Origin of the sequence: Nocardioides sp. NPDC057767, from assembly GCF_042798275.1 — a bacterium.
Lineage (GTDB): Bacteria > Actinomycetota > Actinomycetes > Propionibacteriales > Nocardioidaceae > Nocardioides.
Map to the genome: position 1 here is coordinate 1 of NZ_JBHVKJ010000075.1, position 23912 is coordinate 23912.

Below are 23912 nucleotides of genomic sequence, written 5' to 3' on the forward strand. Positions count from 1 at the left end.
GATACCAGCCCCCTGAACGAACTTTTCGCCGGGGCGGGCTGACGCCCGATCCCCGGATGAGGTGAGATGGACCACATGAGCGAACCACGCACTGTCCGCGCAGCCCGCGGCCCCGAGATCACCGCCAAGAACTGGCAGACCGAGGCCGCCAAGCGCATGCTGATGAACAACCTCGACCCGGAGGTGGCCGAGCGCCCCGACGACCTGGTCGTCTACGGCGGCACCGGGCGCGCCGCGCGGTCGTGGGAGGCCTACGACGCCATCGTCCGCACCCTCGACGAGCTCGAGGCCGACGAGACCCTGCTGGTGCAGTCCGGCAAGCCGGTCGGCGTCTTCCGCACCCACGAGTGGGCGCCACGCGTCCTGATCGCCAACTCCAACCTCGTCGGCGACTGGGCCACCTGGCCGGAGTTCCGGCGGCTGGAGTCGCTCGGCCTGACCATGTACGGCCAGATGACCGCCGGCTCGTGGATCTACATCGGCACCCAGGGCATCCTCCAGGGCACCTACGAGTGCTTCGCCGCGATCGCGCGCAAGAGGTTCGGCGGCACCCTGGCCGGCACCCTCACCCTGACCGGCGGCGCCGGCGGCATGGGCGGCGCCCAGCCGCTCGCGGTCACGCTCAACGAGGGCGTCGTGATCGTCGTCGACGTCGACGAGTCGCGTCTCCGGCGCCGGGTCGACCACGGCTACATGGACACCGTCGCCAGCTCCCTGGAGGACGCGCTGGCCCAGGCCGAGGAGGCGAAGAAGTCGCGTACGCCGCGCTCCATCGGCCTCGTCGGCAACTGTGCCGCGGTCTTCCCGGAGGTCCTGGCACGTGGGGTCGAGGTCGACATCGTCACCGACCAGACCTCGGCGCACGACCCGCTCTCCTACCTCCCGCTGGAATACACCGTCGAGGAGTGGGCCGCGCGGGCCCAGGAGGACCCCGACGACTTCACCGAGAAGGCGCAGGCCTCGATGGCCAAGCACGTCGAGGCGATGGTCGGCTTCATGGGCCGTGGCGCCGAGGTGTTCGACTACGGCAACTCGCTGCGCGAGGGCGCGCGTCTCGGCGGCTTCGCCAACGCGTTCGCGTTCCCGGGCTTCGTACCCGCCTACATCCGCCCGCTCTTCGAGGAGGGGCTCGGCCCGTTCCGCTGGGCGGCTCTCTCGGGCGACCCCAACGACATCGCCAAGACCGACCGGGCGATCGTCGAGCTCTTCCCCGAGAACGAGGGGCTCAAGCGCTGGATCACCCAGGCCGGCGAGAAGGTGCACTTCGAGGGCCTGCCGGCGCGGATCTGCTGGCTGGGCTACAAGGAGCGTCACCTCGCCGGGCTGAAGTTCAACGAGATGGTCGCCTCCGGGGAGCTCTCCGCGCCGGTCGTCATCGGCCGCGACCACCTCGACTCCGGCTCGGTGGCCTCGCCCTACCGCGAGACCGAGGCGATGAAGGACGGATCCGACGCGATCGCCGACTGGCCGCTGCTCAACGCTCTCCTCAACACCGCCTCCGGCGCCTCGTGGGTCTCCATCCACCACGGCGGCGGCGTCGGCATCGGCCGCTCCATCCACGCCGGCCAGGTCTGTGTCGCCGACGGCACTCCCCTGGCCGCAGAGAAGATCGAGCGCGTCCTGACCAACGACCCCGGCACCGGCGTCATGCGTCACGTGGACGCCGGCTACGAGCACGCCCGCGACGTCGCCCGCGAGCGCGGTCTCAACATCCCGATGCTGGACGCCTGACCCCGTCGAGTCGGCTCATCTTGACCACAATCCGCGCCGAGTCGGCCCGTCATGACGAGCCGACTCGGCGAGGAAATCCGTCAAGACGGGCCGACTCGGCAAAGAAGTAGAGGAAGACTGTGAGTTTGGACGTCGTCGAACTGCTGGGTGAGATCGCCGAGATCGGCCGCGACCCGGTGCGTGGTGGCTACTCCCGGCACGTCTACGAACCGGCAGAGCTGGAGCTGCGGGAGTGGTTCCGGCGTACGTCGGCAGGGCTCGGCCTCGAGGTCGAGACCGACCGCAACGGCAACATCTGGGCCCACTGGGGCCCCACCGGCACGGGGACGATCGCGATCGGGTCGCACCTCGACTCGGTGCCGGGCGGTGGCGCCTACGACGGCCCGCTCGGCGTCGTCTCCTCGCTGGCCGCGGTCTCGGCGCTGATGGCGGAGGGCTTCGTGCCCACCCGACCGGTGACGGTCGCGGCGTTCGGTGAGGAGGAGGGGTCCCGGTTCGGCATCGCCTGCCTGGGATCGAAGCTGATGACCGGGGCGATCCCGGGCGCGACGGTGGCAGCCCTCACCGACGGTGCCGGCGTGACGTACGCCGAGGCCTGCCGGGCGGACGGGATCGACCCGGCCGGGCTCGGCCGCGACGAGGAACGGTTGGCGAGCCTGGCGGCCTTCGTCGAGCTCCACGTGGAGCAGGGCATCGGGCTCGCCGATCTGGATTCGCCGGTCGCCGTGGCCTCGAGCATCCTGGCCCACGGCCGCTGGAAGCTGGTCTTCTCGGGAGAGGGCAACCACGCCGGTGCGACCCGGATGCGGGACCGACGCGACCCGGTGGCCGCGATGGCGGCCGCGGTACTCGCTGCCCAGCGGATCGCGACGGCCCACGACGGGACCGACGGGGCCGACGCCGCCCGGGCCACGATCGGGCGGCTCACCCCGATCCCGGGCGGCACCAACGTGATCGCGTCCCGGGTGGATGCCTGGCTCGACGTACGCGGCGACACCGACCCGCAGACCCGAGCCCTGCTCGAGGAGATCCTGGCGGCCTCGCACGCGGCGGCGAAGGATCACGGCTGCAGCCTGGAGGTGACCGAGGAGTCCTACGTCTCCACCGTCCACTTCGACCCTGACCTGCGACAACGGCTCGCGGGAGCACTCGGCGGGGTGCCGGTGCTCGCGACCGGCGCCGGCCACGACGCCGGCATCCTGGCGTCCGACGTCCCGACCGCGATGCTCTTCACCCGCAACCCCACCGGTGTCTCCCACTCCCCCTACGAGACCGCCACCGACGACGACTGCAGGGCGGGAGCGCGAGCCCTGACCGAGGTCGTCCGGCTGTTGGCGAGCGAGCCCCGATGAGCGCCGCTACGACCAGGATCCACGCCGAGCGGGCGCTGGCCGAGGGCAAAGAGCTCACCGATGTGGTGATCGAGGTGACCGACGGCCGGATCTCCGCGATCGCCCCGGACGACGGCGCGCAGACCGCCGACCTCCGCCTCGGCACCGTGCTCGCCGGCTCCGGCAACGCCCACTCACACGCCTTCCACCGCGCGCTGCGTGGCCGGACGCACGGCCAGGGAGGCGACTTCTGGCGCTGGCGCGAGCAGATGTACGCCACTGCCGACCGCCTCACGCCCGCCTCCTACGAGCGCCTGGCCGAGGCCGTCTTCGCCGAGATGCTGGTGACCGGCTGGACGACCGTCGCCGAGTTCCACTACATCCATCACCGACCCGACGGGACGCCTTACCGGGACCCCAACGCGTTCGGCGCCGCGCTCACCCGGGCCGCGCGCGCCGTCGGCATCCGGCTGACCCTCCTCGACACCCTCTACCTGACCAGCGCCCCAGGCAAGCCGCTCCTCCCCGAACAGCGCCGCTTCGGCGACGGCTCGGCACAACGGTGGTTGGATCGCTGGCACGACCTCCACGCGGCGTGCGGCAGCACGCCGGAGACCCAGCAGAGCCCCGCCATGGCGGGAATTTGCCCGACCACTGTCGGCGCAGCGATTCATTCGGTACGAGCCGCGTCGCCCGACGACATCGCTCAGGTCGCCGCCAACCTCCCGCTCGAGGTGCCCTTGCACGTGCATCTCTCCGAGCAGCCGGCGGAGAATGAGCAGTCGCTGGCCGCGTACGGACGGACGCCGACGCAGGTCCTCGCCGACGCCGGCGCCCTCTCGCCGCGCACCTGGCTGGTCCACGCCACCCATCTGACCGACGACGACATGGCCCTCATTGCAGAGAGCGGCGTGGGTGTGGTGATGTGCCCGACCACCGAGGCCGATCTCGGCGACGGCATCGGCCCGGCCCGGGATCTGGCCGACCACGGAGTACGGATCGCCCTAGGCTCCGACCAGAACGCCGTCATCGACCCCTGGCTCGAGGTGCGCGGCCTGGAGGCCGGCGAACGCCTGCGGTCCCGGAAGCGCGGACGCTTCTCCCCCGCCGACCTCGAGTCCGCCCGCACCACCGCCGGCTACGCCGCCTGCGGCCTCGCCGGCGGCCTCCGGGTCGGGGCCAGCGCCGACCTCGTGGAGATCGACCCCGATTCCGTACGCACCGCCGGAGCCACCCTCGACCAGCTCGCCCTCGTGGCGACCGCCACCGATGTGACCAGGGTCGTGGTCGGCGGACGGGTGGTGGCCGCGGACGGCCGCCTGGCCGACGGCCGCGACCCGGCCACCTTGGTGACCGAAGCACTGAAGGAGCTCCGATGAGCCTGCTGCTGACCGACATCGGCGAGCTGACCACCCACACCGACGAGCACGGCACCCTCCGCGATGCTGCCCTGGTGGTCGAGGACGGCCGCATCGTCTGGATCGGCCCCGCCGACCGGGCCCCGGCAGCCGACTCCCGGGAAGACCTCGGGGGTCGCGCGGTGCTCCCGGGCTGGGTCGACTCCCACACCCATCTGGTCTCGATGGGCGACCGTGCCGAGGAGTTCGTCGACCGGATGGCCGGCCGGCCCTACCAGGCCGGCGGGATCATGCGTACGGTCGAAGCCACCCGCGCCGCCACCGACGACGACCTCCGGGCCCGGGCGCGGTGGTTGCGCACGGAGGCCTACCGTGGCGGCACCACGACGATCGAGGCCAAGACCGGCTACGGCCTCGACGTCGAGACCGAGCAGCGACTGGCCAGGATCAGTGCCGAGCACGCCGAGTCGGTCACCTACCTCGGCGCCCACGTGGTCCCCGCCGGCGCCGATCGCCGCACCTACATCGATCTGGTGACCGGCCCGATGCTGGCCGCGGTCGCGCCCTACGCGACCCACATCGACGTCTTCTGCGAGACCGGTGCGTTCGACGTCGAGGAGTCCCGCGAGATCCTCCTGGCCGGTCGCGACGCCGGGCTTGGCCTCAAGGTCCACGGCAACCAGCTCGGCGAGTCCGGGGGCGTCCAGCTCGCCGTCGAGCTCGGTGCCCGAAGCGTCGACCACTGCAACCACCTCAGCCCGAAGGACATCGAGGCGCTCGCCGGGTCGAGCACGGTCGCCACCATCCTTCCCGCCTGCGATCTCTCCACCCGCGAGCCGCTCGCACCGGCGCGCGACCTGGTCGACGCCGGCGCCACGATCGCGATCGCGTCCAACTGCAACCCTGGGTCGTCCTTCACGACCTCGATGGCCTTCTGCGTCGCCACCGCCGTGCTCCAGCAGCGGCTGACCTTCGAGGAGGCCCTGTGGGCGGCCACGGTCGGCGGCGCCACCGCGCTCGGGCTCGAGGACTCCACCGGACGGATCGTGGAGGGCGGCCGCGCCGACCTGTACGCGCTCGACGCCCCGTCGGCCAAGCATCTGGCCTACCGCCCCGGCGTTCCCCTCACGCACAAGGTCTGGGCCGACGGCACCCCGGTCTGACTCGAGTCCGACTCACCCGCGCCGCTTGCCGAGCACGACCAGGTAGCGGCAGGGCTCGTCGGCCGGGTTGACGAAGAGGCAGTCGGCCGGCGGCCCCAGCTGCAGGCAGTCGCCCGCGTCGAGCTCGTGGACGAGGTCGCCCTCCACGAACCGCAGATGCCCGGAGAGCACCCAGATCTGCTGCTCCTTGAACGCGTACGCCGACGCGGGTGCCGCCACCGACGCACCGGCCGGGAACTCCACCTCGACCAGCTCCAGGATCCCGCGTGCGGGCGGCGAGACGGCGCGGCGTACGTAACCGGTCTCGGGGTCCGTCCACTCGGGCTGCTCGGCGCGACGAGCGAGTCTCACCGCCTCCCCCTCGGCCCGCGCGATCAGCTCCGACAGGGTCAGCTCCAGCGCGCCGGAGAGCCGGGCGAGCAGCACCGCCGTCGGCTGCGCCTCGCCCCGTTCGATCTTCGAGATCATGGCCCGCGAGACGCCGGAGGTCTCCGCGAGAGCCGCCACGGTCATCCCGGCCGACTCCCGCGCCGACCTGATGTTGGCCGCCAGGGCATCGCCGAACATGTCACTATCGTCAGCCATACGACTACTATAGGAGACATGCCTCCCGCCTGGACCATCCGCGACGCCACGCCCGACGATGCCGCCGCCTGTGCCGCGATCTACGAGCCGTACGTCCGCGACACCGTCATCTCCTTCGAGACCGAGCCACCGACGCCCGAGGAGATGGCCGACCGCATCAAGGCAGCCCAGGCCGAGCACGCCTGGCTCGTCCTGGAGACCGACGACAGGGTGGTGGGCTACGCGTACGCCACCAGCCACCGCACCCGGGCCGCCTACCAGTGGGCCTGCGACGTGTCGATCTACCTCGAGGCCGGCCGTCGACGAAGCGGTGCCGGCAAGGCCCTGTACGCCGCCCTCCTCCCGCTCCTCCGCGAGCGCGGCTACCGCCGGGCCCTGGCCGGGATCGCGCTCCCCAACGAGGCCAGCATCGGCCTCCACCGCTCCTTCGGGTTCACCGACGTCGGCGTCTACCGCCGCATCGGCTGGAAGCTCGACGCCTGGCACGACGTCGCCTGGATGCAGTTGGACCTGGATCCCGAGGATCAGGCGGAAGCGAGCACCTCCGTCAACGTGCGCCGCAGCCAGTCGCGGAACTCCGCCGACCCCCACCCTGTCGTACGCCGCAGCAGCAGGTAGGTCTCCGCCTGACAGGCCAGGGCCACCGTCTCCTCCTGCCACACCGGATCAGCCGCTTCCGAGAGCAGGCCGTCGGCTCGGGCGGCGCGGACGAACCGCCGCAGGAGCTCGCGGGTGTCGACGCGCCCCGCCTGGAAGGCCTCGGCCAGCTCCGGCTCGGAAGCCTGCGCCTGCAGGACGACCTCGAACAGATCACCGGCCCGCCCCATCAGGTCGGCGATCCCCCCGACGAGCGCCTCGATGCGGTCCGGCAGAGCCGGCCCGGTGAGGGCCGTCTGGAACCACTCGCGCTCACCGACGGTCCGCTGCTCGGCATCTCCCCCAACGGCCACATCGACGACACTCCGCAGCAGAGCCGCTTTGGTGCCGAACCGGACGTAGACGGTCCGGTGTCCGACCCTGGCCCGGTCGGCGACCGCCGTCAGGGCGGTCGCGTGGTAGCCGTCGCGTACGAACAGCGTTCGCGCAGCGTCGAGGATGCGTTCCTGGGTCTCGGCCACCTTCGCAGCACGAAGTCCCTTGACAGGCCTGGTCACGAGATGCAGCATAACTGCATGATTGCAGTATTACTGCATCGAAAGGCAGGTGTTTCATGGTCACCACCGACGCTCCCGCCCTCGACGGGGTGCATCATGTGAAGCTGCCGGTCAGCGACCTCGAGCGCTCGCGCTCGTGGTACGCGTCCCGGCTCGGTTACGTCACGCTGATCGAGTTCACCAAAGGCGGTCGCACGACCGGCATCACCATGAGCCATCCGAACGGCGGGCCATGGATCGGATTCGTCCTCGACCCGGATCTCGCCGCCCGAGCCAGCGGCTTCGACTACTTCTCGATCGGCGTACGCAACAAGGCAGATCTCGAGGACCTGGCCGTGCGTCTCGCCGGGCTCGGCGAGGAGAACGCCGGCGTCCACTTCGCCACCATCGGCTGGATCCTGCCGGGCACCCACGACCCCGACGGCCACGAGGTCCGCTTCTACACCAACGACCATCACACCCAGGTCGCCGACAGCGAGCTTCCCCTGGTGGTCGACGACCCGATCGGCACCGAGGCCGAGCGCGAACGAGCCCACCACGCGAAAGCGGTCCCTCCCAGCGCTGGCTGAGAGGGACCGCTTCGGTACTCGTACCCCCGACCGGATTTGAACCGGCGTTACCGCCGTGAGAGGGCGACGTCCTAGGCCGCTAGACGACGGGGGCTTGCACCTCCTGCATCGGCCTTTCGGCCCCGCAGGCAGGAGAAACATTACCGGATGACCTGCCGATCCCCCACATCGGCACCACCCCTCCGAGCCGCCCCGGCGGTCGGAACCCCGGACAACCGATGGAAATGACGAAGAGCCCCGAGTCAGTGACTCGGGGCTCTTCCTGCGTGGTACCCCCGACCGGATTTGAACCGGCGTTACCGCCGTGAGAGGGCGACGTCCTAGGCCGCTAGACGACGGGGGCTTGCAGCGGGTGAAACCTTAGCGAACCGCTTCGGTGACTCCCAAATCCTCCGGAGAGGATCCGCTGGGCTACTAGGACTCGAACCTAGAATAACTGGACCAGAACCAGTCGTGTTGCCAATTACACCATAGCCCATCGTCTTGCACGACTAAGCCTCGCAAGAACGATCTGGCCCTCAGGATTTCTCCCTCGAACCGAGAGGAAACATTACCGGCGAGGTCCCCCAGCGACGAAATCGGCACGCCCTAGACGCTCTTCGTCGTGGTCGAGAGCCCTGCCGATCGCGCCGCCCACACGGTCAGTGCCAGGAAGACGCCCGACTGGACCAGGGTGACCGGGATCCGCCACCACGACCCCTCGCTGGTGTTGAGCACCGTCGAGATGTCTCCGAAGGCGACCGCCATGCCGAGGCTGACGAAATTGTTGAGGACGTGCATCGCGATGCCCGCCTCGATGCCACCGGTGGCGATCACGCAGATGCCGGCGACGATCCCGAAGGCGAACCGATCCAAGAAGAGCGGGATGTCCTGCGACCCGTGGGCGGAGGCGAACAGCAGCGCGGTGATCGTCACCGAGACGGTCCGCGCCCAGGCCATCCCGCCGAAGAGCGAGCCGAAGGTCTGGAAGATGTAGCCGCGGAAGAGGTACTCCTCCCCCGCAGCCTGTAGCGGGGTGAGCAGCACGATCACGAGCACGAAGTCGCGCATCGTGCTCGTGTAGGGGTTGAGCGTGCTCGGCCCGAGATCGTCCCCCGGGATCGGCAGCCGGGAGGCGATGATGACGGTGACCACCATCGTGATCGCCGCGATCCCGAGACACTGGAGCAGCCACGGCCAGCGGATCCGGCGCTCGACCGAGGCGAGCCACCCCGGCCGCAGCCCGTGCAGGGCCCAGCACAGCAGCATCGCCGCCGGGATCGCCCCGGCGAGCGAGAGCAGCAGGAAGGCCAGCGACTCCGGAGTGACGTTCTCCACGTCGGCGACCCGGGCCATCCCGGTGACGACGTCGTCGCCGGTGAGCACGAAGAAGAGCTCGAAGCTGACCAGCACCACCGCCGGCGAGACGAAGAAGACGCACAGGCCGATCAGGATGAGTCCGACCAGCGGTCGCCCCCAGCCGCTGCGCCCACTGCGCTGCACCTGGTAGTACGCCAGTCCCGAGGGCGGCTCCATGACCGTGCTCATCCTGCCCGTCCTGCCACGTTCAGCTCCTCCCGAGAACCGCCTTCAGGCGCCCCAGCGTACGCTCCCGGCCGAGCAGCTCCATGGATTCGAACAGCGGCGGGCTGATCCGCTTGCCGGTCACCGCGACCCGCACCGGGCCGTACGCCTTGCGCGGCTTGAGCCCGAGACCGTCGATCAGGGCCGCGGTCAGCGCGTCCTGGATGGCGGCCGTCGACCAGGTGGAGAGACCGGCAAGGGCGTCGTGGGAGGCCCGGACGACGCCCAGGCCCTCCTCGTCGAGGAGCTTGGCGGCGTCCTCCTCGTCGAGGGCGAAGTCGGCCTCGGGGACGAAGAGGAACCGCAGCATGTCGGAGGCCTCGCCGAGCTTGTTGATCCGCTCGGCGACCAGCGGCATCGCGGCCTCGAGCATCTGCGCATCGGCGTCGTGCACGGGGTCACCGATGACGCCGTCGGCCTTGAGGTAGGGAATCACCCGGTGGGTGATCTCCTCGACCGGCAGCAGCCGCATGTGGGAGGCATTGATCGCCTCGGCCTTCTTGATGTCGAAGCGGGCCGGGTTCTTGACCACGTCGTGGATCTCGAAGGCCTCGACCATCTCCTCCATGGTGAAGATGTCGCGGTCGGCCGCGATCGCCCAGCCGAGCAGCGCCACGTAGTTGAGCAGTCCCTCGGGCAGGAACCCCTCCTCGCGGTACTTCAGCGCGTGCGCCTCGGGGTCGCGCTTGGAGAGCTTCTTGTTGCCCTGGCCCATGACGTAGGGCAGGTGACCGTAGGCAGGTGCGCGCTCGGCCAGGCCGATCTCGACGAAGGCGTCGAAGAGCGCGATCTGCCGCGGGGTCGAGGAGAGCAGGTCCTCGCCGCGGAAGACGTGGGTGATGTTCATGGTGGCGTCGTCGACCGGCGCGGTGAGCGTGTAGAGCGGGTCGCCGTTGGCGCGCGCGAGCGCGTAGTCGGGGACGTGCTTGGTCTCGAAGGTCACCTCGCCGCGGACGAGGTCGTCGAAGGTGATCGAGCCGTCGGGCATGCGGAACCGCGGGACCGAGGAGCGGCCCTCCGCCTCGTACGCCTTGATCTGGTCCTCGCTCAGGTCGCGGCAGTGGTTGTCGTAGCCCTGGGCGGGTGCCTCGCCCGTCTCACCGGCAGCCTTGGCGGCCTTGTAGGCAGCGAGCCGCTCCTCGTATCGGGCGGTGGTCTCCTCACCGGTGCAGTAGCACTCGTAGACATGGGAGGAGGCGCGCAGCCGGCCGAGCGCGTCTGCGTAGATCTCCGAGCGCTCCGACTGGCGGTAGGGGCCGTAGGGGCCGCCGACCTCGACGCCCTCGTCCCAGTCGAGGCCGAGCCAGCGCATCAGGTCGAGGAGCCCGTCGTAGGACTCCTGGGTGTTGCGTGCCTTGTCGGTGTCCTCGATGCGGAAGACGAACGTGCCGCCGTGGTGGCGGGCGAAGGCCCAGTTGAACAGGGCCGTCCGGACCAGACCGACGTGGGGCGACCCCGTCGGCGAGGGCGCCATCCGGACCCGGTAGTCCTTGGGGTCGAGTGTGCCGATCACTTCATTGCCAGTCAACGCTGTGCCACCTTGTTCGTCAGAGCTCCGAGCCCCTCGACGAAGATCTCGATCTCGTCGCCGGGCTCCATGGGGCCGACACCCTCGGGGGTGCCGGTGAGGATCACGTCGCCCGGCAGCAGCGTCATCACGCTGCTGATGTGGGCGATCAGCTTCGGGATGTCGTGGACGAGGTCCTTCGTGGACCCGTCCTGCACGACGTCACCGTTGAGGAATGTCTGGATGCGTACGCCGGCCGCCAGCTGCTCCGGCTCGACCTCGGTCTCGATCCAGGGACCCAGCGGGCAGAAGGTGTCGTAGCCCTTCGCCTGGGAGAAGTGCTTGAGCCGGCGCTGGACGTCGCGTGCGGTCACGTCGTTGGCGACCGTCATCCCGTAGATGACGTCCTTCACCTTCTCCACCGGGACATCGCGGCAGATCCGGCCGATCACGATCGCGAGCTCACCCTCAAAGTGCAGGTCCTCGACCCCCGCGGGGCGCTGGATCGCGTCGTCGGGGCCGCAGACCGCGGTGTTGGGCTTGATGAAGAAGAGCGGCTCCTCCGGCACCTCGTTGCCCAGCTCGGCGGCGTGCTTGGCGTAGTTGCGGGCGACCGCGACCACCTTGCTGCGCGGAATCACCGGCGCGAGCAGCTTGACGTCGTCGAACTTGTGGACCTGGTCGGTGAGGTTGACACCCGAGAACAGCGGGTCGCCCTGGAGCACGACCACGGTCGCGTCCTCGCTGAGCTGGCCGTAGCCGTCGAGGTCCCCCATGACGACGCCGAACTGGGGCTCGCCACCCTTGGTCGTGAATCTGGCGATGCGCACAGGCTGAGCCTATCCGGACCCGTCGCCACGATTCACTTCACTATCGATCCGCCACCGTCGACCACGGCGTCGTGACGGTGCTGCACTCCGCCGGTGGTCGAGCTTGTCGAGACCACCCTTACGCTGGACATGTGCTGTTGTCTCGTGACGAGTGGACCCAGCGGGCACGCTCCCACCGCTCGCGCCTGGCCCCCTACGTCGAGCCGCATCTCGCCCGGCGCGGCGCCCGGGTCAAGCACCCGGTCAACGACTTCCTCTTCACCTACTACTCCTACCGTCCCGCTCAGCTGCTGCGCTGGCACCCGGGGTTCGGGGTGACGCTGTCCGACGCGGCCGAATATGCGGATCTGCGCGGCTATTCGAACGGCACGGTCTCTCTTGAGTTCCTCGCCGACAAGCGGCTGCTCGTCGAGACGCTGCTGAAGCTGCTTCGGGCGACCGCTTCGCGCGACGGCAACTTCGGCTGCTTCGGCCTCCACGAGTGGGCGATGGTCTACCGGTTGACCCCGGAGCAGGTACGCCACGCCGACTGGCCCTTGCGGTTGGGGGCCGCCGGCACCGACCGCGTGGTCGAGTCCCACCGCATCGCGTGCAGCCACTTCGACGCGTACCGCTTCTTCACTCCCCCGGCGGCGCCGCTCAACACCCTCTCCCCGCGCTCCGACGACCGGGCGGCCTTCGAGCAGCCCGGATGCCTGCACGGCAACATGGACCTCTACAAGCACGCCTTCCGGCTCTCGCCGCTGATCTCCTCCGACCTGGTCGCCGACTGCTTCGAGCTCGCCTGGCAGATCCGCACGATGGACATGCGGGCCGCGCCGTACGACCTCGCCGAGCTCGGACTCGACCCGATCCGCATCGAGACGGCCGCCGGAAAGCAGGAGTACGCCGCGGCTCAGCGTGCCTTCGCCGAGCGCGCCGCACCGCTCAGAGAGGGCCTGATCGCCGAGTGCGAGCGGCTGCTCGCCAGCGACCGAGACGGAGACCCACCGGGGTAACGGACGTCACACATCGAGGGCGCTGCTCCCGGCGTGACCTCGATCCGCGGGATACGTTAATCCCACAATGGCCATCCTTCCCCGCCCCCGAAAAGCAGCCGCCTCGATCACCACCACGGTCGGCGCCGCCGCGGGGAACGTCGCGCACTCGCTCCTCTACGGCGGGCTCGCCGACCTTCGGCCGATGCCGCGCACGCTGATCGACGACGGCACCCGACGCGAGCTCTACCACTACCGCCCGGTGGCCGGTGAGACTCCCGAGGGCGACCCGGTGCTGCTGGTGACGCCGCTGGCCGCGCCCGCGATCTGCTACGACCTGCGGCGCGGCTGCTCGGTCGTCGAGCACCTGGTGGGGACGAACCGGCCGACCTATCTGGTCGAGTACGGCGAGGTGAACTTCGCCGACCGCAGCCTGGGCATCGAGCACTGGATCTCCCACGTCGTGCCCGAGGCGATCCGTTCGGTCTCCGAGCACGCCGGCGGACGGCCGGTGCACGTGGTCGGCTGGTCCCTGGGCGGGATCTTCACGATGCTCGCCGCCGCCGACTCCCCCGACCTCCCGATCGCCTCGCTCGCAGTGCTCGGCTCGCCCTGCGACGTACGTCAGGTGCCGTTGATCGCGCCGCTGCGGCCGCTGCTCAACCTGCCTCCGGGCAACCTGGTCACCACCGCCTACCAGGCCTTCGGGGGTGCCCCGAAGCCGCTGGTCAGGTGGGCTTTCCAGCTCTCCTCGGTCGACAAGATGTTCACCAAGCCGGTGGCCAAGCTGTCCAACCTGGCCGACCGCGAGTTCCTCGCCCAGCTCGAGGCGGTCGACCGGTTCACCGACAACATCATCGCCTACCCGGGGCGTACGTTCGGCCAGCTCTACCACCACTTCTTCCGCACCAACGCGCTGTTCAGCGGGCAGATCGATCTCAGTGAGGATCACTCCGTCTATCTGCGCGACGTCAAGCAGCCCACCATCGTCGTCGCGGGCGCAAACGACGGCATCGGCCCGGTCGCCTCCGTACGGCCGCTGGTCGACCTGCTCACCGGCGCCGAGGAGCTCCGATTCGAGATCGTCTCCGGAGGCCATCTCGGTCTGCTCACCGGCCGCGCCGCCCGAGAGACCACCTGGCCGCTGCTCGACGAATGGTTCAGCCGGCACGACTGAGCTGTCGGTGGTCGATGGCAGGGTGTGAGCCATGCCGAACCCACCCGTCGAGGCGACCGACGAGCATTTTCGCAACGAGGACTGGTACGCAGCCGATCTCACCGGCGCGCGGTTCGTCGACTGCGTCTTCACCGACGTCGACCTGACCGAGGCGACGACATCGGCCGCGCTCTTCGAGCGCTGCGTCTTCCACGGCGGCCGGTTCAACGCCTCGACGCACGTCGGCTCGGCGTTCGTCGGCTGTGAGTTCCGGCGGACGAACTTCTTCGACGCGACCTTCGACGGCTGCAAGCTCAGCGGCACCGAGTTCTCGGGCTGCACGATGCGGCCGCTGAAGGTGACCGGCGGCGTGTGGCGAGGGGTGTCGCTGCGCGGGGCGAACCTCGCCCGGCTCGATCTGTCCGGGCTCGACCTGCGCGACGCCGACCTGTCGCTGGCCGACCTCACCGACGCCGTGCTGCGAGACGCGCAGCTCGGCGGGGCCACGGTCCAGGAGACGGTCCTGCACGGTGCCGATCTCCGCGGCGCAGACCTCGACCGCGTCGACCTCACTGCAGCATCGCTGCGCGGCACGAAGTTCGACCTCACCGGCGCCGTGATGCTCGCCGAGCTGCACGGCGCGGAGATCGACTCGGCGTGACCGCGAGCGCCGGGACCTCAGCGGTCGGCCGAGGCCTCGCGGACGGCCTTGGCCATCGAGATTCCGGCGGCGATGAGCCCGAGGCCGGTGACGAAGTCGTCGGTGTCGCGTACGTCGTCCTCGATGGCGCCCGCCGCGGCCGCCTGGAGGTGGGTCTGCTCGTCGACGGCGTGACCGTAGACGAAGTGGAGCAGCGTACGGGCGGCGGTCGGGGCGAGGTCACCGAGGCCACCGTCGGCCAGCGCAGCGACGAGGTCGTCGTAGGGCTGGGTCGCGCCGAGCCCGAAGGCCCACACGGTGGCGACGACCTCGGCGCCGTCGCGGTAGGCCAGCAAAGAGTCACGCAGGTCGGTGCAGACGCCAGTGAGACGTACGTCCCAGGGTCCCGTCTGCTCGTGGCGCCCCCTGAGCAGGATCTCGTCGGCCACCGCTGCCAGCAGGGACTGCTTGTTGGCGAAGTGGTGGTAGAGCGCACTGGGACGTACACCGAGCTCGGTGCCGAGCCGGCGCATGGTCAGGTCGGCGAGACCGTAGTCGTCGAGGACCTCCAGCGCGCGGGCGACGACGTCCTCACGGCGGTATCGCATGTTGCTCCCCAGGGGCCGGGTGGTGGGACGAAGTGGACGAAGACGTACGTCGACCTTAACCTGAACACCGTTCACCTGACCAAGGTTCAGGTCTGAGTACGCAGGAGCGAGTATGACCGAGTCCCCCACAAGCACGGAGAAGACCCCCGCAGCCAAGGCGTCGCGTCTGGACACCACCGACCTCGCGCTGATCGCCGCGTTCGCGGCCGTGATCGCGGTCTGCTCCTACCTCGCCGCCATCCCGCTGGGCGGCGCCGGCGTGCCGCTGACGCTGCAGGGTTTCGCGCTGCTGCTGACCGGCGCGCTGCTGGGCCCGCTGCGCGGGACCGCCGCGGTCGTGCTCTACCTGCTCCTCGGTGTCGCCGGCCTGCCCGTCTTCGCCGGTCACGCCTCGGGTCCCGGCGTCTTCGTCGGGGTGACCGGTGGCTACCTGTGGTCGTTCCCGGTCATGGTGCTCGCCGTCGGCCTGCTCGTGAAGTACGTGCTGCGCGCCCGCCGCACCAACCCCTTCCTCGTCTTCGCCGCCTGTGTCGTGGGCGTCGTGATCAACCATGTCGGCGGCATCATCGGGATGGCCATCGTGCTCCGGGTCGGCCTGCCCGAAGCCGCGGTCTTCGACGCTCCCTACTGGATCGGCGACCTCATCAAGGCCGCCGTCGCCGCGGGCGTCGCCTCGCAGGTCCACCGCGCCTTCCCGAAGCTGCTCGCCCGACGTGCCTGAGATCCGCTTCGAGGCCGCCGAGGTCCGGGTCGAGTCCCCGGACCTCGGCGGCTCACGCACCATCCTGCAGCCGACCACGCTGTCGCTGACCGAGCAGCGCATCGGGATCGTCGGCAGCAACGGCTCGGGCAAGTCGACCCTCGCCCGGCTCATCAACGGGTTGGTGCCGCCGAGCGCTGGTCGGGTCACCGTGGACGGCCTCGACGTGGCCCGACAGGGCGCTGCGGTGCGCCGCCGGGTCGGGTTCACCTTCACCGATCCCGCCGCCCAGCTGGTGATGCCGACCTGTGTCGAGGACGTCGAGCTGTCGCTGCGCCGGACCGTGAAGGATCGAGTACGCCGCAAGCAGGTCGCCCTCGAGACGCTGGCCCGCTTCGGGCTGGCCGAGCGCGCCGAGGTCAGCGTCCATGCGCTCTCCGGCGGCCAGCGTCAGCTGCTCGCCCTCGCCGGTGTGCTCGCCACCTCACCGGACGTGCTGGTCACCGACGAGCCGACCACGCTGCTCGACCTGCGCAACACCCGGATGGTCGGCGACCTGCTCTTCTCGCTGCCTCAGCAGCTGGTTCTCATCACCCACGACCTCGACCTCGTACGCCGCTGCGACCGCGTCCTCGTCGTCGAGGACGGCCGGGTCTGCTACGACGGCGACGCCGACGCCGCCGTCAAGCACTACGTGAGGGCGGTGAGCGAGGGATGAGCATGACAGTCGGGCTCTACCGGCCCGGCGACACCGTGCTCCACCGGCTTCCGGTGGGCGCCAAGCTGCTCGGCCTGGCCGTCATCAGTGTGTCGATCGTGGCGCTGCGCGGACCCGTCCTCGCCGTCGGCTTCCTCGTCGTCGCTGTCGTGCTCGCCCTCATCGGCCGGCTCGACCTGGCCGCCACCGCGCGGGCTCTCCGTGCCGTACTCGTCATCGCGGTGCTCGTCGCACTCCTGCAGTGGTGGCTGTTCACCCTGCCCCGGGCCGTGGAGTCATTGCTCGACCTGATCTCCCTCGCCCTGGTCGCACTCACCCTGACCGTGACCACACCGACCACCGAGACCCTCGACGCCGTGGTCCGCTGGATCCGCCCGCTGCGCCGAGTCGGCATCGACCCGGAGCGAGTCGCGCTCACGATCGCGATGGCGATCCAGGCCCTCCCCGGCACCCTCACCCTCGCCCAGGAGACCCGCGACGCCGCCCGAGCCCGCGGCCTCGGCCGCTCCCCCAGGGCGTACCTCACCCCCTTCGTCATCCGCGTCGTCGCCCGTGCCCACGAGACCGGCGACTCCCTCAAGGCCCGCGGCCTCGGCGACTGACTCCTGCCGAGGCGTCAGCCCGGTCGGTCGAGGCGTCAGCCCGGTCGGTCGAGGCGTCAGCCCGGTCGGTCGAGGCGTCAGCCCGGTCGGTCGAAGTGGCACCCGGGTGACGTGTCGACCGACCCAAGCGACGCCTCGGCCAACGTTAGTGACGCCTCGACCGACGCAGCCGACCTCTCGAACGCGGGCGAAGCGTCACTCCGGTCGGCCGAAGTGGCACCTCAATGACATGTCGGCCGACGTACGTGACGCCTCGGCCGACGGGGGTGACGCCTCGGCGAGGGGGTCACCAGCCGGGAGGGAGGCGGTGGTCCCAGAGGGCGGCCTCTTCGATCTGGGCCGAGAGGGAGAGCAGGAGGGACTCCTCGGCGGGGCGGGCGGCGAGCATGACGCCGACCGGGAGACCGGACGGGGTCCAGTGGAGGGGCAGGGAGATGGCGGGCATGCCGGTGACGTTCCAGGCGGAGGTCCAGGGCGTGAACTCCTTCTGTGCCTGGAAGTCACCTGCGGGATCGGCGTCGTCACGGATCGCCCCCACCAGCGGCGGCGGGGTGGCCAGGGTCGGGGTGAGCACGGCGTCGTAGGGGGCCAGTGCTTCGAGCGCGCCGGCGGCGAAGCGGCGCAGCTCGGCGATCGCCAGCCCGAACTCCGGCCCGCTGACCGCCTCGCCTCGCTCGGTGAGCCATCGGGTCAAGGGCCGGATCTGAGACCGCTGGTCAGGGGTCAGATTCACCACCGACATGGCGGTCCCGACGGCCCAGACGGTCTCGAAGACCGCGACCGCCTCGACCGGCAAGGGCCGCGGGACGTCGACGATCTCGTGACCCAGCGACTCGAGCAACGCAGAGGCGTTCTCCCAGGCCGCGACACACTCGGGGTCGACCGTGGTCGGCGCGATCAGCGGCTCGATGAACCGTGCGATCCGCAACCTCCCCGGCGGCCGATCGCACGCCTCCAGGAACGGCGCCGACTCCTCAGGCGCCCAGAACGGATCACCCGTACGCCGCCCCGCGAGCACGTCGAGGAAGGCCGCCGCGTCCCGCACCGTCCGGGCGATCGGGCCGGCGGTGGCGAGGCCGGCCGCATCGCCGTACATCGGCGACGGCGAGATCCGTCCGCGGGTCGGCTTCAGGCCGACGAGGCCGCAGCACGAGGCCGGGATCCGGATCGAGCCGCCGCCGTCAGAGCCCTGCGCGACCGGCACGAGCCCGGCGGCCACCGCCGCGGCAGCACCTCCGGAGGAGCCACCGGCGATCCGCGTACGGTCCCAGGGGGTGACGGCGGGCGGCGCCACGTCGGGCTCGGTGTAGCAGGGCGAGCCGAACTCGGGGGTGTTGGTCTTCCCGAGCGAGATCATCCCGGCCGCCTCGATCGAGAGCGTCACGTTGTCGGAGACGTCGGGGACGAAGTCGGCGAAGGCCGCCGAGCCGAAGGTCGTGCGTACGCCGCGGGTGAGGTTGAGGTCCTTGATCGCCGTGGGTACGCCCCACAGCGGTGAGGCACCAACCGGCTTGACCGCCAGTTCCCGGGCACAGGTCGAGATGCGTTCCTCCGCCACGGTGACGAAGGCTCCGACATCGTCGAGCCGGGCGATCCTGTCGAGATAGTGCTCGGCGAGCTCTCCCGGGGAGACCTCGCATCGATGCAGCAGCTCTCCCTGTTCCAGGGCGGTCAGATCATGAAGCTCGGCCACCCCTGCAGGCTAACGCCACTCGTCCTCGAGCATCGCGTAGTGCACCAGTGTCGTCCACTCCCCCTTGAACCACTCGGCCTCCCGCTCGACCGCCTCCTTGCGCATCCCGAGCCGCTCGATCACCCGCGCCGAGGCCTCGTTGCGCTCGTCGACCCGGGCGATCACCCGATGCAGGCCGAGCCCGTCGAAGGCCAGCCCGAGCAGCGCCCGGGCGGTCTCGGTGGCGAAGCCCTGCCCGTGGAACTCGGGGTTGAAGGCGTAGCCGATCTCCCCCGACCGCTGCTCCTTGCTGTGCCAGAAGAGCACGACATCGCCGATCAGCCGCCCGCTGTCTCGGTGTTCGACGCCGAGGCAGAGCACCTCACCCTCCCGGCGCAGCACCGAGGGCCGCTTCCACGCCGCATAGGACTCGCGCAGCGCATCGCGGTCCTTCGGCACCGGCGGGATGTAGCGGCACACGTCCTCCCGCGACAGATAGGCGTGCAGGTCCTCGAGGTCGCGCTCAACGGCGATCGGACGCAGCAGGAGCCGCCCGGTGGCGATCGGGTAGTCAGGCGCCAGCACCGGCTCGCCCAGCTCCTGGAAGACGCTCAGGTGCAGGTCTGCGGGCCCGTCAAGGCGCGCGTTGAGCGACTCCCACGGCGTGCGGGTGGGCGGCGCCACCAGCGCGGCCCCGCCCTCCACGAGCCGGGACTCGACACCGACGGAGTCCTCGACCTCGAACGCCACCCGTAAGTGCCCGGCCACCGGGCGTCCGACCTCGACCTCGTCGATGTAGGCGTGCTGGGCAGAGTTGGCAAGCTCGAGCGTCGCCCGGCCCGCATCGAGGATCGTCACATGGGCACCGCCCGGGCCTTCGATCGCGGCCTGCTCGGGAAGGCCGAGGGTGTCGCGGTAGAAGGCCACCGCCTCGTCATAGTCCTTCGCCTCGACCACCAGGCGGAGCTGCTTCACGGGTCCACTCATGCCCGCAACGTACGGCCGAACGGCCCATCGCGCACGCGATAAATGACGAAGGCCAGGTCTCCCCCCGGAGAGACCTGACCTCGTGTGCCGCCTGGACGGGTGCTCAGGCGGCTGCGGGCGCGAAGCCCGCGAGCTTCTCGACGGCCTCGCGGAAGCGGGCCTGGGCGTCGGCGTCGGTGAAGACGTCGATCTCGTGGACCGGCTGGGAGACGATGGCGTCCTCGACGACGATGGCGCCGCCGATGCCGGCCGAGCGCGCAGCGTCGGCGTGGGACCACTTGGCACCGTAGGGCGTCGGGGCGACGCCGACGACGGAGAGGACCTTGCCCTTGAGCACGCCGGCGGCGTACGGACGCGAGAGCCAGTCGATCGCGTTGTTGATCACGGCGGGCATGGTGCCGTTGTACTCAGGGGTCACGATGAGCACGCGGTCGGCGGCGTCGATCACCTTGCGGAACTGGGTCACGGCCTCGCCCGGGTCGGCCTCGAGGTCCTCGTTGAAGAACGGCAGCTCCGCGAGGCCGTCGACGATCTCCAGCACGACACCGTCAGGCGCCTCGGCGACGAGCTTCTCGGCGAGCTTGCGGTTGATGGAGTCGGCGCGGAGGCTGCCAACGAGTACGGCGATGCGGGTGTCGGTCACGGGTTCTCCTCGTAGGACGCGGAAAGTTCAATGTTGAACTGTCCAACGCCGTCCCCGCGGAGATTCATTCCGTGACAGCAGCCTCCACGGGTGTGGTCTCGCCCACATGCCGGCGCAGGCCGAAGGTCAGGCCGTCGACCAGCGCCTCCCAGGACGCCTCGATCACGTTGGACCCGACCCCGACCGTCGTCCACGACGTCACGCCGTCGGAGGTCTCGATCAGCACCCGCGTCTTCGCGTCGGTGCCGTGCCCCTGGTCGAAGATCCGCACCTTGAAGTCGATCAGGTCGAAGTCGGCGACCACCGGGAAGGCACGCGTGATCGCGGCCCGCAGCGCCTGGTCGAGCGCGTTGACGGGGCCGTTTCCCTCCCCCGTCTCGACGTGGCGTACGCCGTCGGCATGGATCTTCACGATCGCCTCGGTGGTCGAAGCGGTCTCCGCCCCGCCGCCGCGGGCCTCGGAGATGACCCGCCAGGACTCGACGTCGAAGTAGGACGGACGCGCACCCTCGACCTCCTCGATCAGGAGCAGTTCGAAGGAGGCGTCGGCCGCCTCGAAGGTGTAGCCCTGCTCCTCCAGCGCCTTCACCCGGTCGGTCACTCGGGTCACCAGGTCGCGGTCGTCGGAGAGGTCGTAGCCGAGCTCGCGGCCCTTGAGCTCGATCGAGGCTCGCCCGGCCATGTCGGAGACCAGCAGCCGCATGTCGTTGCCGACCCCGGCGGGGTCCATGTGCTGGTAGAGGTCGGGGTCGACCTTGATCGCGGAGGCGTGCAGCCCGGCCTTGTGGGTGAAGGCGGAGGCGCCCACGTAGGGCTGCCGGCCAGCGGGCGGCACGTTGGTCACCTCGGCGACCGCGTGGGCCACCCGAGTCGCCTCGCTCAGCAACCCGGTCGGCAGCACCTCGCGGCCGAGCTTGAGCTGCAGGTTGGCGACGACGGAGACCAGGTCGGCGTTGCCCGTACGCTCCCCGTAGCCGTTGATGCAGCCCTGGACGTGCATCGCGCCGGCGTCCACGGCGGCCAGCGAGTTGGCGACGGCGCACCCGGTGTCGTTGTGGCAGTGGATCCCGACCGCTCCGTGGGTGTGCTCACGGACGTCGTGGACGACGTCGGCGACCCAGGTCGGGAGCATCCCGCCGTTGGTGTCGCACAGCGCGACCACCTCGGCACCTGCCTCGTAGGCGGTCTTGAGGACCTCGAGGGCGTAGTCGCGGTTGGCCCGGTAGCCGTCGAAGAAGTGCTCGGCGTCGAGGAAGACCTGCTGGCCCTCCTCGCGCAGGTGGGAGACGGTGTCGCGGATCATCGCGAGGTTCTCCTCGAGCGTGGTGCGCAGCGCCAGCTCGACGTGGCGGTCGTGGGACTTCGCGACCAGGGTCACGACGCTCGCGCCGGAGTCCCGGAGAGCCGCCACCTGGGGGTCGTCGGCCGCCTTGACCCCGGCCTTTCGGGTGGACCCGAAGGCCGCCAGCCGCGCGTGCTTGAGGTCGAGCTCATCGACCGCGCGGCGGAAGAACTCGGTGTCCTTCGGGTTCGCGCCGGGCCAGCCGCCCTCGATGAACCCGACGCCCAGGCCGTCGAGGTGCCGCGCGATCGCGAGCTTGTCGGCGACGCTGAGGTTGAGGCCCTCCTGCTGCGCACCGTCGCGCAGAGTGGTGTCGTAGACGTGGAATTCCATGGCTTCTCTGTCCTCGGGGTCGGCCTGGGGCTGGTGCTGGGGCTGGGCAACAAAAAACCCTCTCGGGAACGAGAGGGTGGCGCGTCGGGCAAGGCTCGACGCGCTAGCGAATGATGATGACGTGGTTCGTCATAGCCCTGATACTGCCACGAAATCTCTCCCCGTGGGACGAGCGTCTCACCAGCCGAGGAGCTCGACCCACCACGGCTCGTCGCCGCCGGAGAACTGCGAGCCTTCCTCGGCAAGGGTCTGGACCGGGAAGAGCGCCAGGGTGAGGACCACGGCGAACCCGAGGATCCACGGCACCCATCGCGCCGAGATCCGGTGGACCACCGTGGTCACCGGGTCGCGCAGCCGGTCACGGCCGGAGCCGGTCCACAGCGCGGTCACGAACGCCAGACCGGCCAGACCCAGGGCCGCCTCGAGGGAGAGCTGGAGGGCGTAGCCGATCAGCACCGCGGCCACCACGAACCCGAAGCCCCATACCCCGACCACGAACGTCTTCGGGAGCGAGCGGACCAGCCGCCAGGGCGCACCGATCAGCAGCCGAGGCGCGTCGTGCCACTTGCGGCCTCGATACCAGCGCCAGCGGCGCAGGTCGCCGGCAGCCAGGGTGGCGGCGCGGATCAGCCAGGCCCCACCGAGCACGGTCAGGAAGCCAACGCTCGGGAACGCGGCGACCACGCCGACGGCGAAGGCGAGCAGACCGAGCCAGATGGCGGCTCGGCGCACCTTCTCGAGTCGGGGGTCGTGCCGCACCGGCAGGGCGACGGGAGCGACCGGTGTGGTTGCCTTCTCCCGCTCGGCCCGGTCGCTCAGCGAGAGCTGCTCGACGGGTTTGTGCACGAACGGCCGGCGCGGCGTACGCAGCCACTCGCGGACCTCGTCCAGCGTCGGGCGGTCGGCGGGGTCGGGTGAGAGCGCCTGGCCGAGCAGCCCGCGCAGCGGCTGCGGCACCCCCTCCAGGTCGTGCTCGCCGCGCCGGGCGCGGTCCATCAGCTTCATCGGGTTGCCCTCGCCGAAGGGCGGGCGGCCGGTCGCTGCGTACGCCACCACGGAGGCCCAGGAGTGCACGTCCGAGGCCGGGGTCGCCGGGTCACCGACCGCGATCTCCGGCGGCAGGTAGCCGGGCGTGCCGATCAGCAGGCCGGTCACGGTGATCTTCGGGTCGTCGGCGACGCGGGCCAGCCCGAAGTCGATCAGGATCGGGGTGCGACCCTCCATGATGATGTTGGCCGGCTTGATGTCGCGGTGGAGGACGCCGACGGCATGGCAGTCGGCGATGCCCTCGGCCAGGTCGCTGGCCAGCTGCTCGACGTCCTCGCGCGAGAGCGGCCCGTCGTTGATGATCCTGTCGTGCAGCGTTGGGCCCGGGACGTAGCGGGTCGCCAGCCACGGCACCTCGCCCCACGGATCGGCACCCACGACTCCGGCCACCCACCGGCTCCGCACCCGCTGCAGCGAGGAGACCTCGCGCGCGAGACGCTGACGGCCCTCCTCGTCGCCCACGAACTGCGTACGCAGCACCTTCAGCGCGACTCGCTCACCGCTCGTGCGGTGGCCGGCCAGGTGGACCCGCCCCATCCCACCCTGCCCCAGCAACGAGATCAGGTCGTAGTCACCAACGGTCTCCCGTTGGTTCGCCGGCAGGCGGCGTGGGGCTGTCGTCACCTGACAAACCTTATCGGCCGCGGCCGACATCCGGCCGAGGCGTCGCCCCGGTCGGCCGAGGCGTCGCGTACG

At 70.4% G+C, this 23912-nt stretch carries 23 protein-coding genes and 3 tRNA genes; 12 read left to right on the forward strand and 14 right to left on the reverse strand.

Translation table 11 applies throughout. The features are described from left to right. The first annotated feature begins 75 nt into the window (after positions 1-75). The 4 genes from hutU to hutI all read left to right on the forward strand — a co-directional run bounded on the left by hutU (position 76) and on the right by hutI (position 5583). On the forward strand, positions 76-1731 hold the full coding sequence (gene hutU, locus ACFVDI_RS25905) for a urocanate hydratase (RefSeq protein WP_378911684.1): 1656 nt from the start codon (positions 76-78) through the stop codon (positions 1729-1731). Positions 1732-1856: 125 nt separating this feature from the next. Continuing rightward, entirely contained in the window at positions 1857-3083 is a 1227-nt protein-coding gene (locus ACFVDI_RS25910) for an allantoate amidohydrolase (protein ID WP_378911685.1), read from the forward strand. Then, entirely contained in the window at positions 3080-4441 is a 1362-nt protein-coding gene (locus ACFVDI_RS25915) for a formimidoylglutamate deiminase (protein WP_378911687.1), read from the forward strand. The genes ACFVDI_RS25910 and ACFVDI_RS25915 overlap by 4 nt, the downstream gene beginning before the upstream one ends. After that, complete coding sequence (hutI, locus tag ACFVDI_RS25920) at positions 4438-5583, forward strand: imidazolonepropionase (protein WP_378911688.1); 1146 nt, start codon at positions 4438-4440, stop codon at positions 5581-5583. Before ACFVDI_RS25915 ends, hutI begins: the two co-directional genes overlap by 4 nt. Positions 5584-5595: 12 nt before the next feature. On the opposite strand, the gene ACFVDI_RS25925 is transcribed toward hutI, so the two are convergent. Next, the gene (locus ACFVDI_RS25925; RefSeq protein WP_378911690.1) at positions 5596-6168 is read right to left on the reverse strand and encodes a helix-turn-helix domain-containing protein; all 573 of its coding nucleotides are present in this window, start codon (positions 6166-6168) and stop codon (positions 5596-5598) included. 18 nt (positions 6169-6186) lie between these two features. On the opposite strand from ACFVDI_RS25925, the gene ACFVDI_RS25930 reads away from it, so the two are divergent. Continuing rightward, positions 6187-6786 (forward strand): arsinothricin resistance N-acetyltransferase ArsN1 family B, encoded by a 600-nt coding sequence (locus tag ACFVDI_RS25930; protein ID WP_378911691.1) that lies wholly within the window; start codon positions 6187-6189, stop codon positions 6784-6786. Here ACFVDI_RS25930 and ACFVDI_RS25935 read toward each other — a convergent pair. Then, positions 6693-7322 (reverse strand): TetR/AcrR family transcriptional regulator, encoded by a 630-nt coding sequence (locus ACFVDI_RS25935; RefSeq protein WP_378911692.1) that lies wholly within the window; start codon positions 7320-7322, stop codon positions 6693-6695. The genes ACFVDI_RS25930 and ACFVDI_RS25935 overlap by 94 nt on opposite strands. Positions 7323-7378: 56 nt before the next feature. On the opposite strand from ACFVDI_RS25935, the gene ACFVDI_RS25940 reads away from it, so the two are divergent. Next, a complete protein-coding gene (locus ACFVDI_RS25940; RefSeq protein ID WP_378911693.1) occupies positions 7379-7891 on the forward strand; it encodes a VOC family protein in 513 nt (170 codons plus the stop codon). Between the two features lie 21 nt (positions 7892-7912). On the opposite strand, the gene ACFVDI_RS25945 is transcribed toward ACFVDI_RS25940, so the two are convergent. The 6 genes from ACFVDI_RS25945 to ACFVDI_RS25970 all read right to left on the reverse strand — a co-directional run bounded on the left by ACFVDI_RS25945 (position 7913) and on the right by ACFVDI_RS25970 (position 11791). After that, a tRNA-Glu gene (locus ACFVDI_RS25945) sits at positions 7913-7985 on the reverse strand. A 173-nt stretch (positions 7986-8158) separates the two neighbouring features. Then, a tRNA-Glu gene (locus tag ACFVDI_RS25950) sits at positions 8159-8234 on the reverse strand. A 63-nt stretch (positions 8235-8297) separates the two neighbouring features. Beyond that, a tRNA-Gln gene (locus tag ACFVDI_RS25955) sits at positions 8298-8369 on the reverse strand. Positions 8370-8479: 110 nt separating this feature from the next. Next, a complete protein-coding gene (locus ACFVDI_RS25960; protein WP_378911694.1) occupies positions 8480-9418 on the reverse strand; it encodes a CPBP family intramembrane glutamic endopeptidase in 939 nt (312 codons plus the stop codon). Positions 9419-9437: 19 nt separating this feature from the next. After that, positions 9438-10928, reverse strand: coding sequence for a glutamate--tRNA ligase (gene gltX, locus ACFVDI_RS25965; protein ID WP_378911711.1), 1491 nt, complete (start codon positions 10926-10928; stop codon positions 9438-9440). A gap of 50 nt (positions 10929-10978) precedes the next feature. Further along, a complete protein-coding gene (locus ACFVDI_RS25970) occupies positions 10979-11791 on the reverse strand; it encodes a fumarylacetoacetate hydrolase family protein (RefSeq protein ID WP_378911696.1) in 813 nt (270 codons plus the stop codon). A 131-nt stretch (positions 11792-11922) separates the two neighbouring features. On the opposite strand from ACFVDI_RS25970, the gene ACFVDI_RS25975 reads away from it, so the two are divergent. The 3 genes from ACFVDI_RS25975 (at position 11923) to ACFVDI_RS25985 (ending at position 14585) form a co-directional block, all read left to right on the forward strand. After that, a complete protein-coding gene (locus ACFVDI_RS25975; RefSeq protein WP_378911697.1) occupies positions 11923-12789 on the forward strand; it encodes a 3-methyladenine DNA glycosylase in 867 nt (288 codons plus the stop codon). A 67-nt stretch (positions 12790-12856) separates the two neighbouring features. Beyond that, positions 12857-13945: an alpha/beta fold hydrolase gene (locus tag ACFVDI_RS25980; RefSeq protein ID WP_378911698.1), complete on the forward strand. Its 1089-nt coding sequence runs from the start codon at positions 12857-12859 to the stop codon at positions 13943-13945. Between the two features lie 31 nt (positions 13946-13976). Beyond that, positions 13977-14585: a pentapeptide repeat-containing protein gene (locus ACFVDI_RS25985; RefSeq protein ID WP_378911700.1), complete on the forward strand. Its 609-nt coding sequence runs from the start codon at positions 13977-13979 to the stop codon at positions 14583-14585. A gap of 17 nt (positions 14586-14602) precedes the next feature. On the opposite strand, the gene ACFVDI_RS25990 is transcribed toward ACFVDI_RS25985, so the two are convergent. Further along, complete coding sequence (locus ACFVDI_RS25990) at positions 14603-15172, reverse strand: TetR/AcrR family transcriptional regulator C-terminal domain-containing protein (protein WP_378911701.1); 570 nt, start codon at positions 15170-15172, stop codon at positions 14603-14605. A gap of 112 nt (positions 15173-15284) precedes the next feature. On the opposite strand from ACFVDI_RS25990, the gene ACFVDI_RS25995 reads away from it, so the two are divergent. From ACFVDI_RS25995 to ACFVDI_RS26005, 3 genes are read left to right on the forward strand one after another with little or no spacing between them, the layout of a single operon-like run. Further along, a complete protein-coding gene (locus tag ACFVDI_RS25995) occupies positions 15285-15893 on the forward strand; it encodes a biotin transporter BioY (protein WP_378911702.1) in 609 nt (202 codons plus the stop codon). Next, entirely contained in the window at positions 15886-16590 is a 705-nt protein-coding gene (locus ACFVDI_RS26000) for an energy-coupling factor ABC transporter ATP-binding protein (protein WP_378911704.1), read from the forward strand. Before ACFVDI_RS25995 ends, ACFVDI_RS26000 begins: the two co-directional genes overlap by 8 nt. Then, positions 16587-17192: an energy-coupling factor transporter transmembrane component T family protein gene (locus tag ACFVDI_RS26005; RefSeq protein ID WP_378911705.1), complete on the forward strand. Its 606-nt coding sequence runs from the start codon at positions 16587-16589 to the stop codon at positions 17190-17192. The genes ACFVDI_RS26000 and ACFVDI_RS26005 overlap by 4 nt, the downstream gene beginning before the upstream one ends. A 286-nt stretch (positions 17193-17478) precedes the next feature. On the opposite strand, the gene ACFVDI_RS26010 is transcribed toward ACFVDI_RS26005, so the two are convergent. The 5 genes from ACFVDI_RS26010 to ACFVDI_RS26030 form a co-directional block, all read right to left on the reverse strand. Beyond that, positions 17479-18885 carry an amidase gene (locus ACFVDI_RS26010; protein WP_378911706.1) on the reverse strand — a complete coding sequence of 469 codons (1407 nt, stop codon included), beginning with the start codon at positions 18883-18885 and terminating at the stop codon, positions 17479-17481. A 9-nt stretch (positions 18886-18894) separates the two neighbouring features. Further along, positions 18895-19851 carry a GNAT family N-acetyltransferase gene (locus ACFVDI_RS26015; protein ID WP_378911707.1) on the reverse strand — a complete coding sequence of 319 codons (957 nt, stop codon included), beginning with the start codon at positions 19849-19851 and terminating at the stop codon, positions 18895-18897. A gap of 103 nt (positions 19852-19954) precedes the next feature. Further along, positions 19955-20494, reverse strand: a complete 540-nt coding sequence (locus ACFVDI_RS26020) for an NADPH-dependent FMN reductase (protein WP_378911708.1) — start codon at positions 20492-20494, stop codon at positions 19955-19957. A 64-nt stretch (positions 20495-20558) separates the two neighbouring features. Next, positions 20559-22169, reverse strand: a complete 1611-nt coding sequence (cimA, locus tag ACFVDI_RS26025; protein ID WP_378911709.1) for a citramalate synthase — start codon at positions 22167-22169, stop codon at positions 20559-20561. Between the two features lie 177 nt (positions 22170-22346). Continuing rightward, positions 22347-23840 (reverse strand): protein kinase, encoded by a 1494-nt coding sequence (locus ACFVDI_RS26030; protein ID WP_378911710.1) that lies wholly within the window; start codon positions 23838-23840, stop codon positions 22347-22349. Positions 23841-23912: the final 72 nt, after the last annotated feature.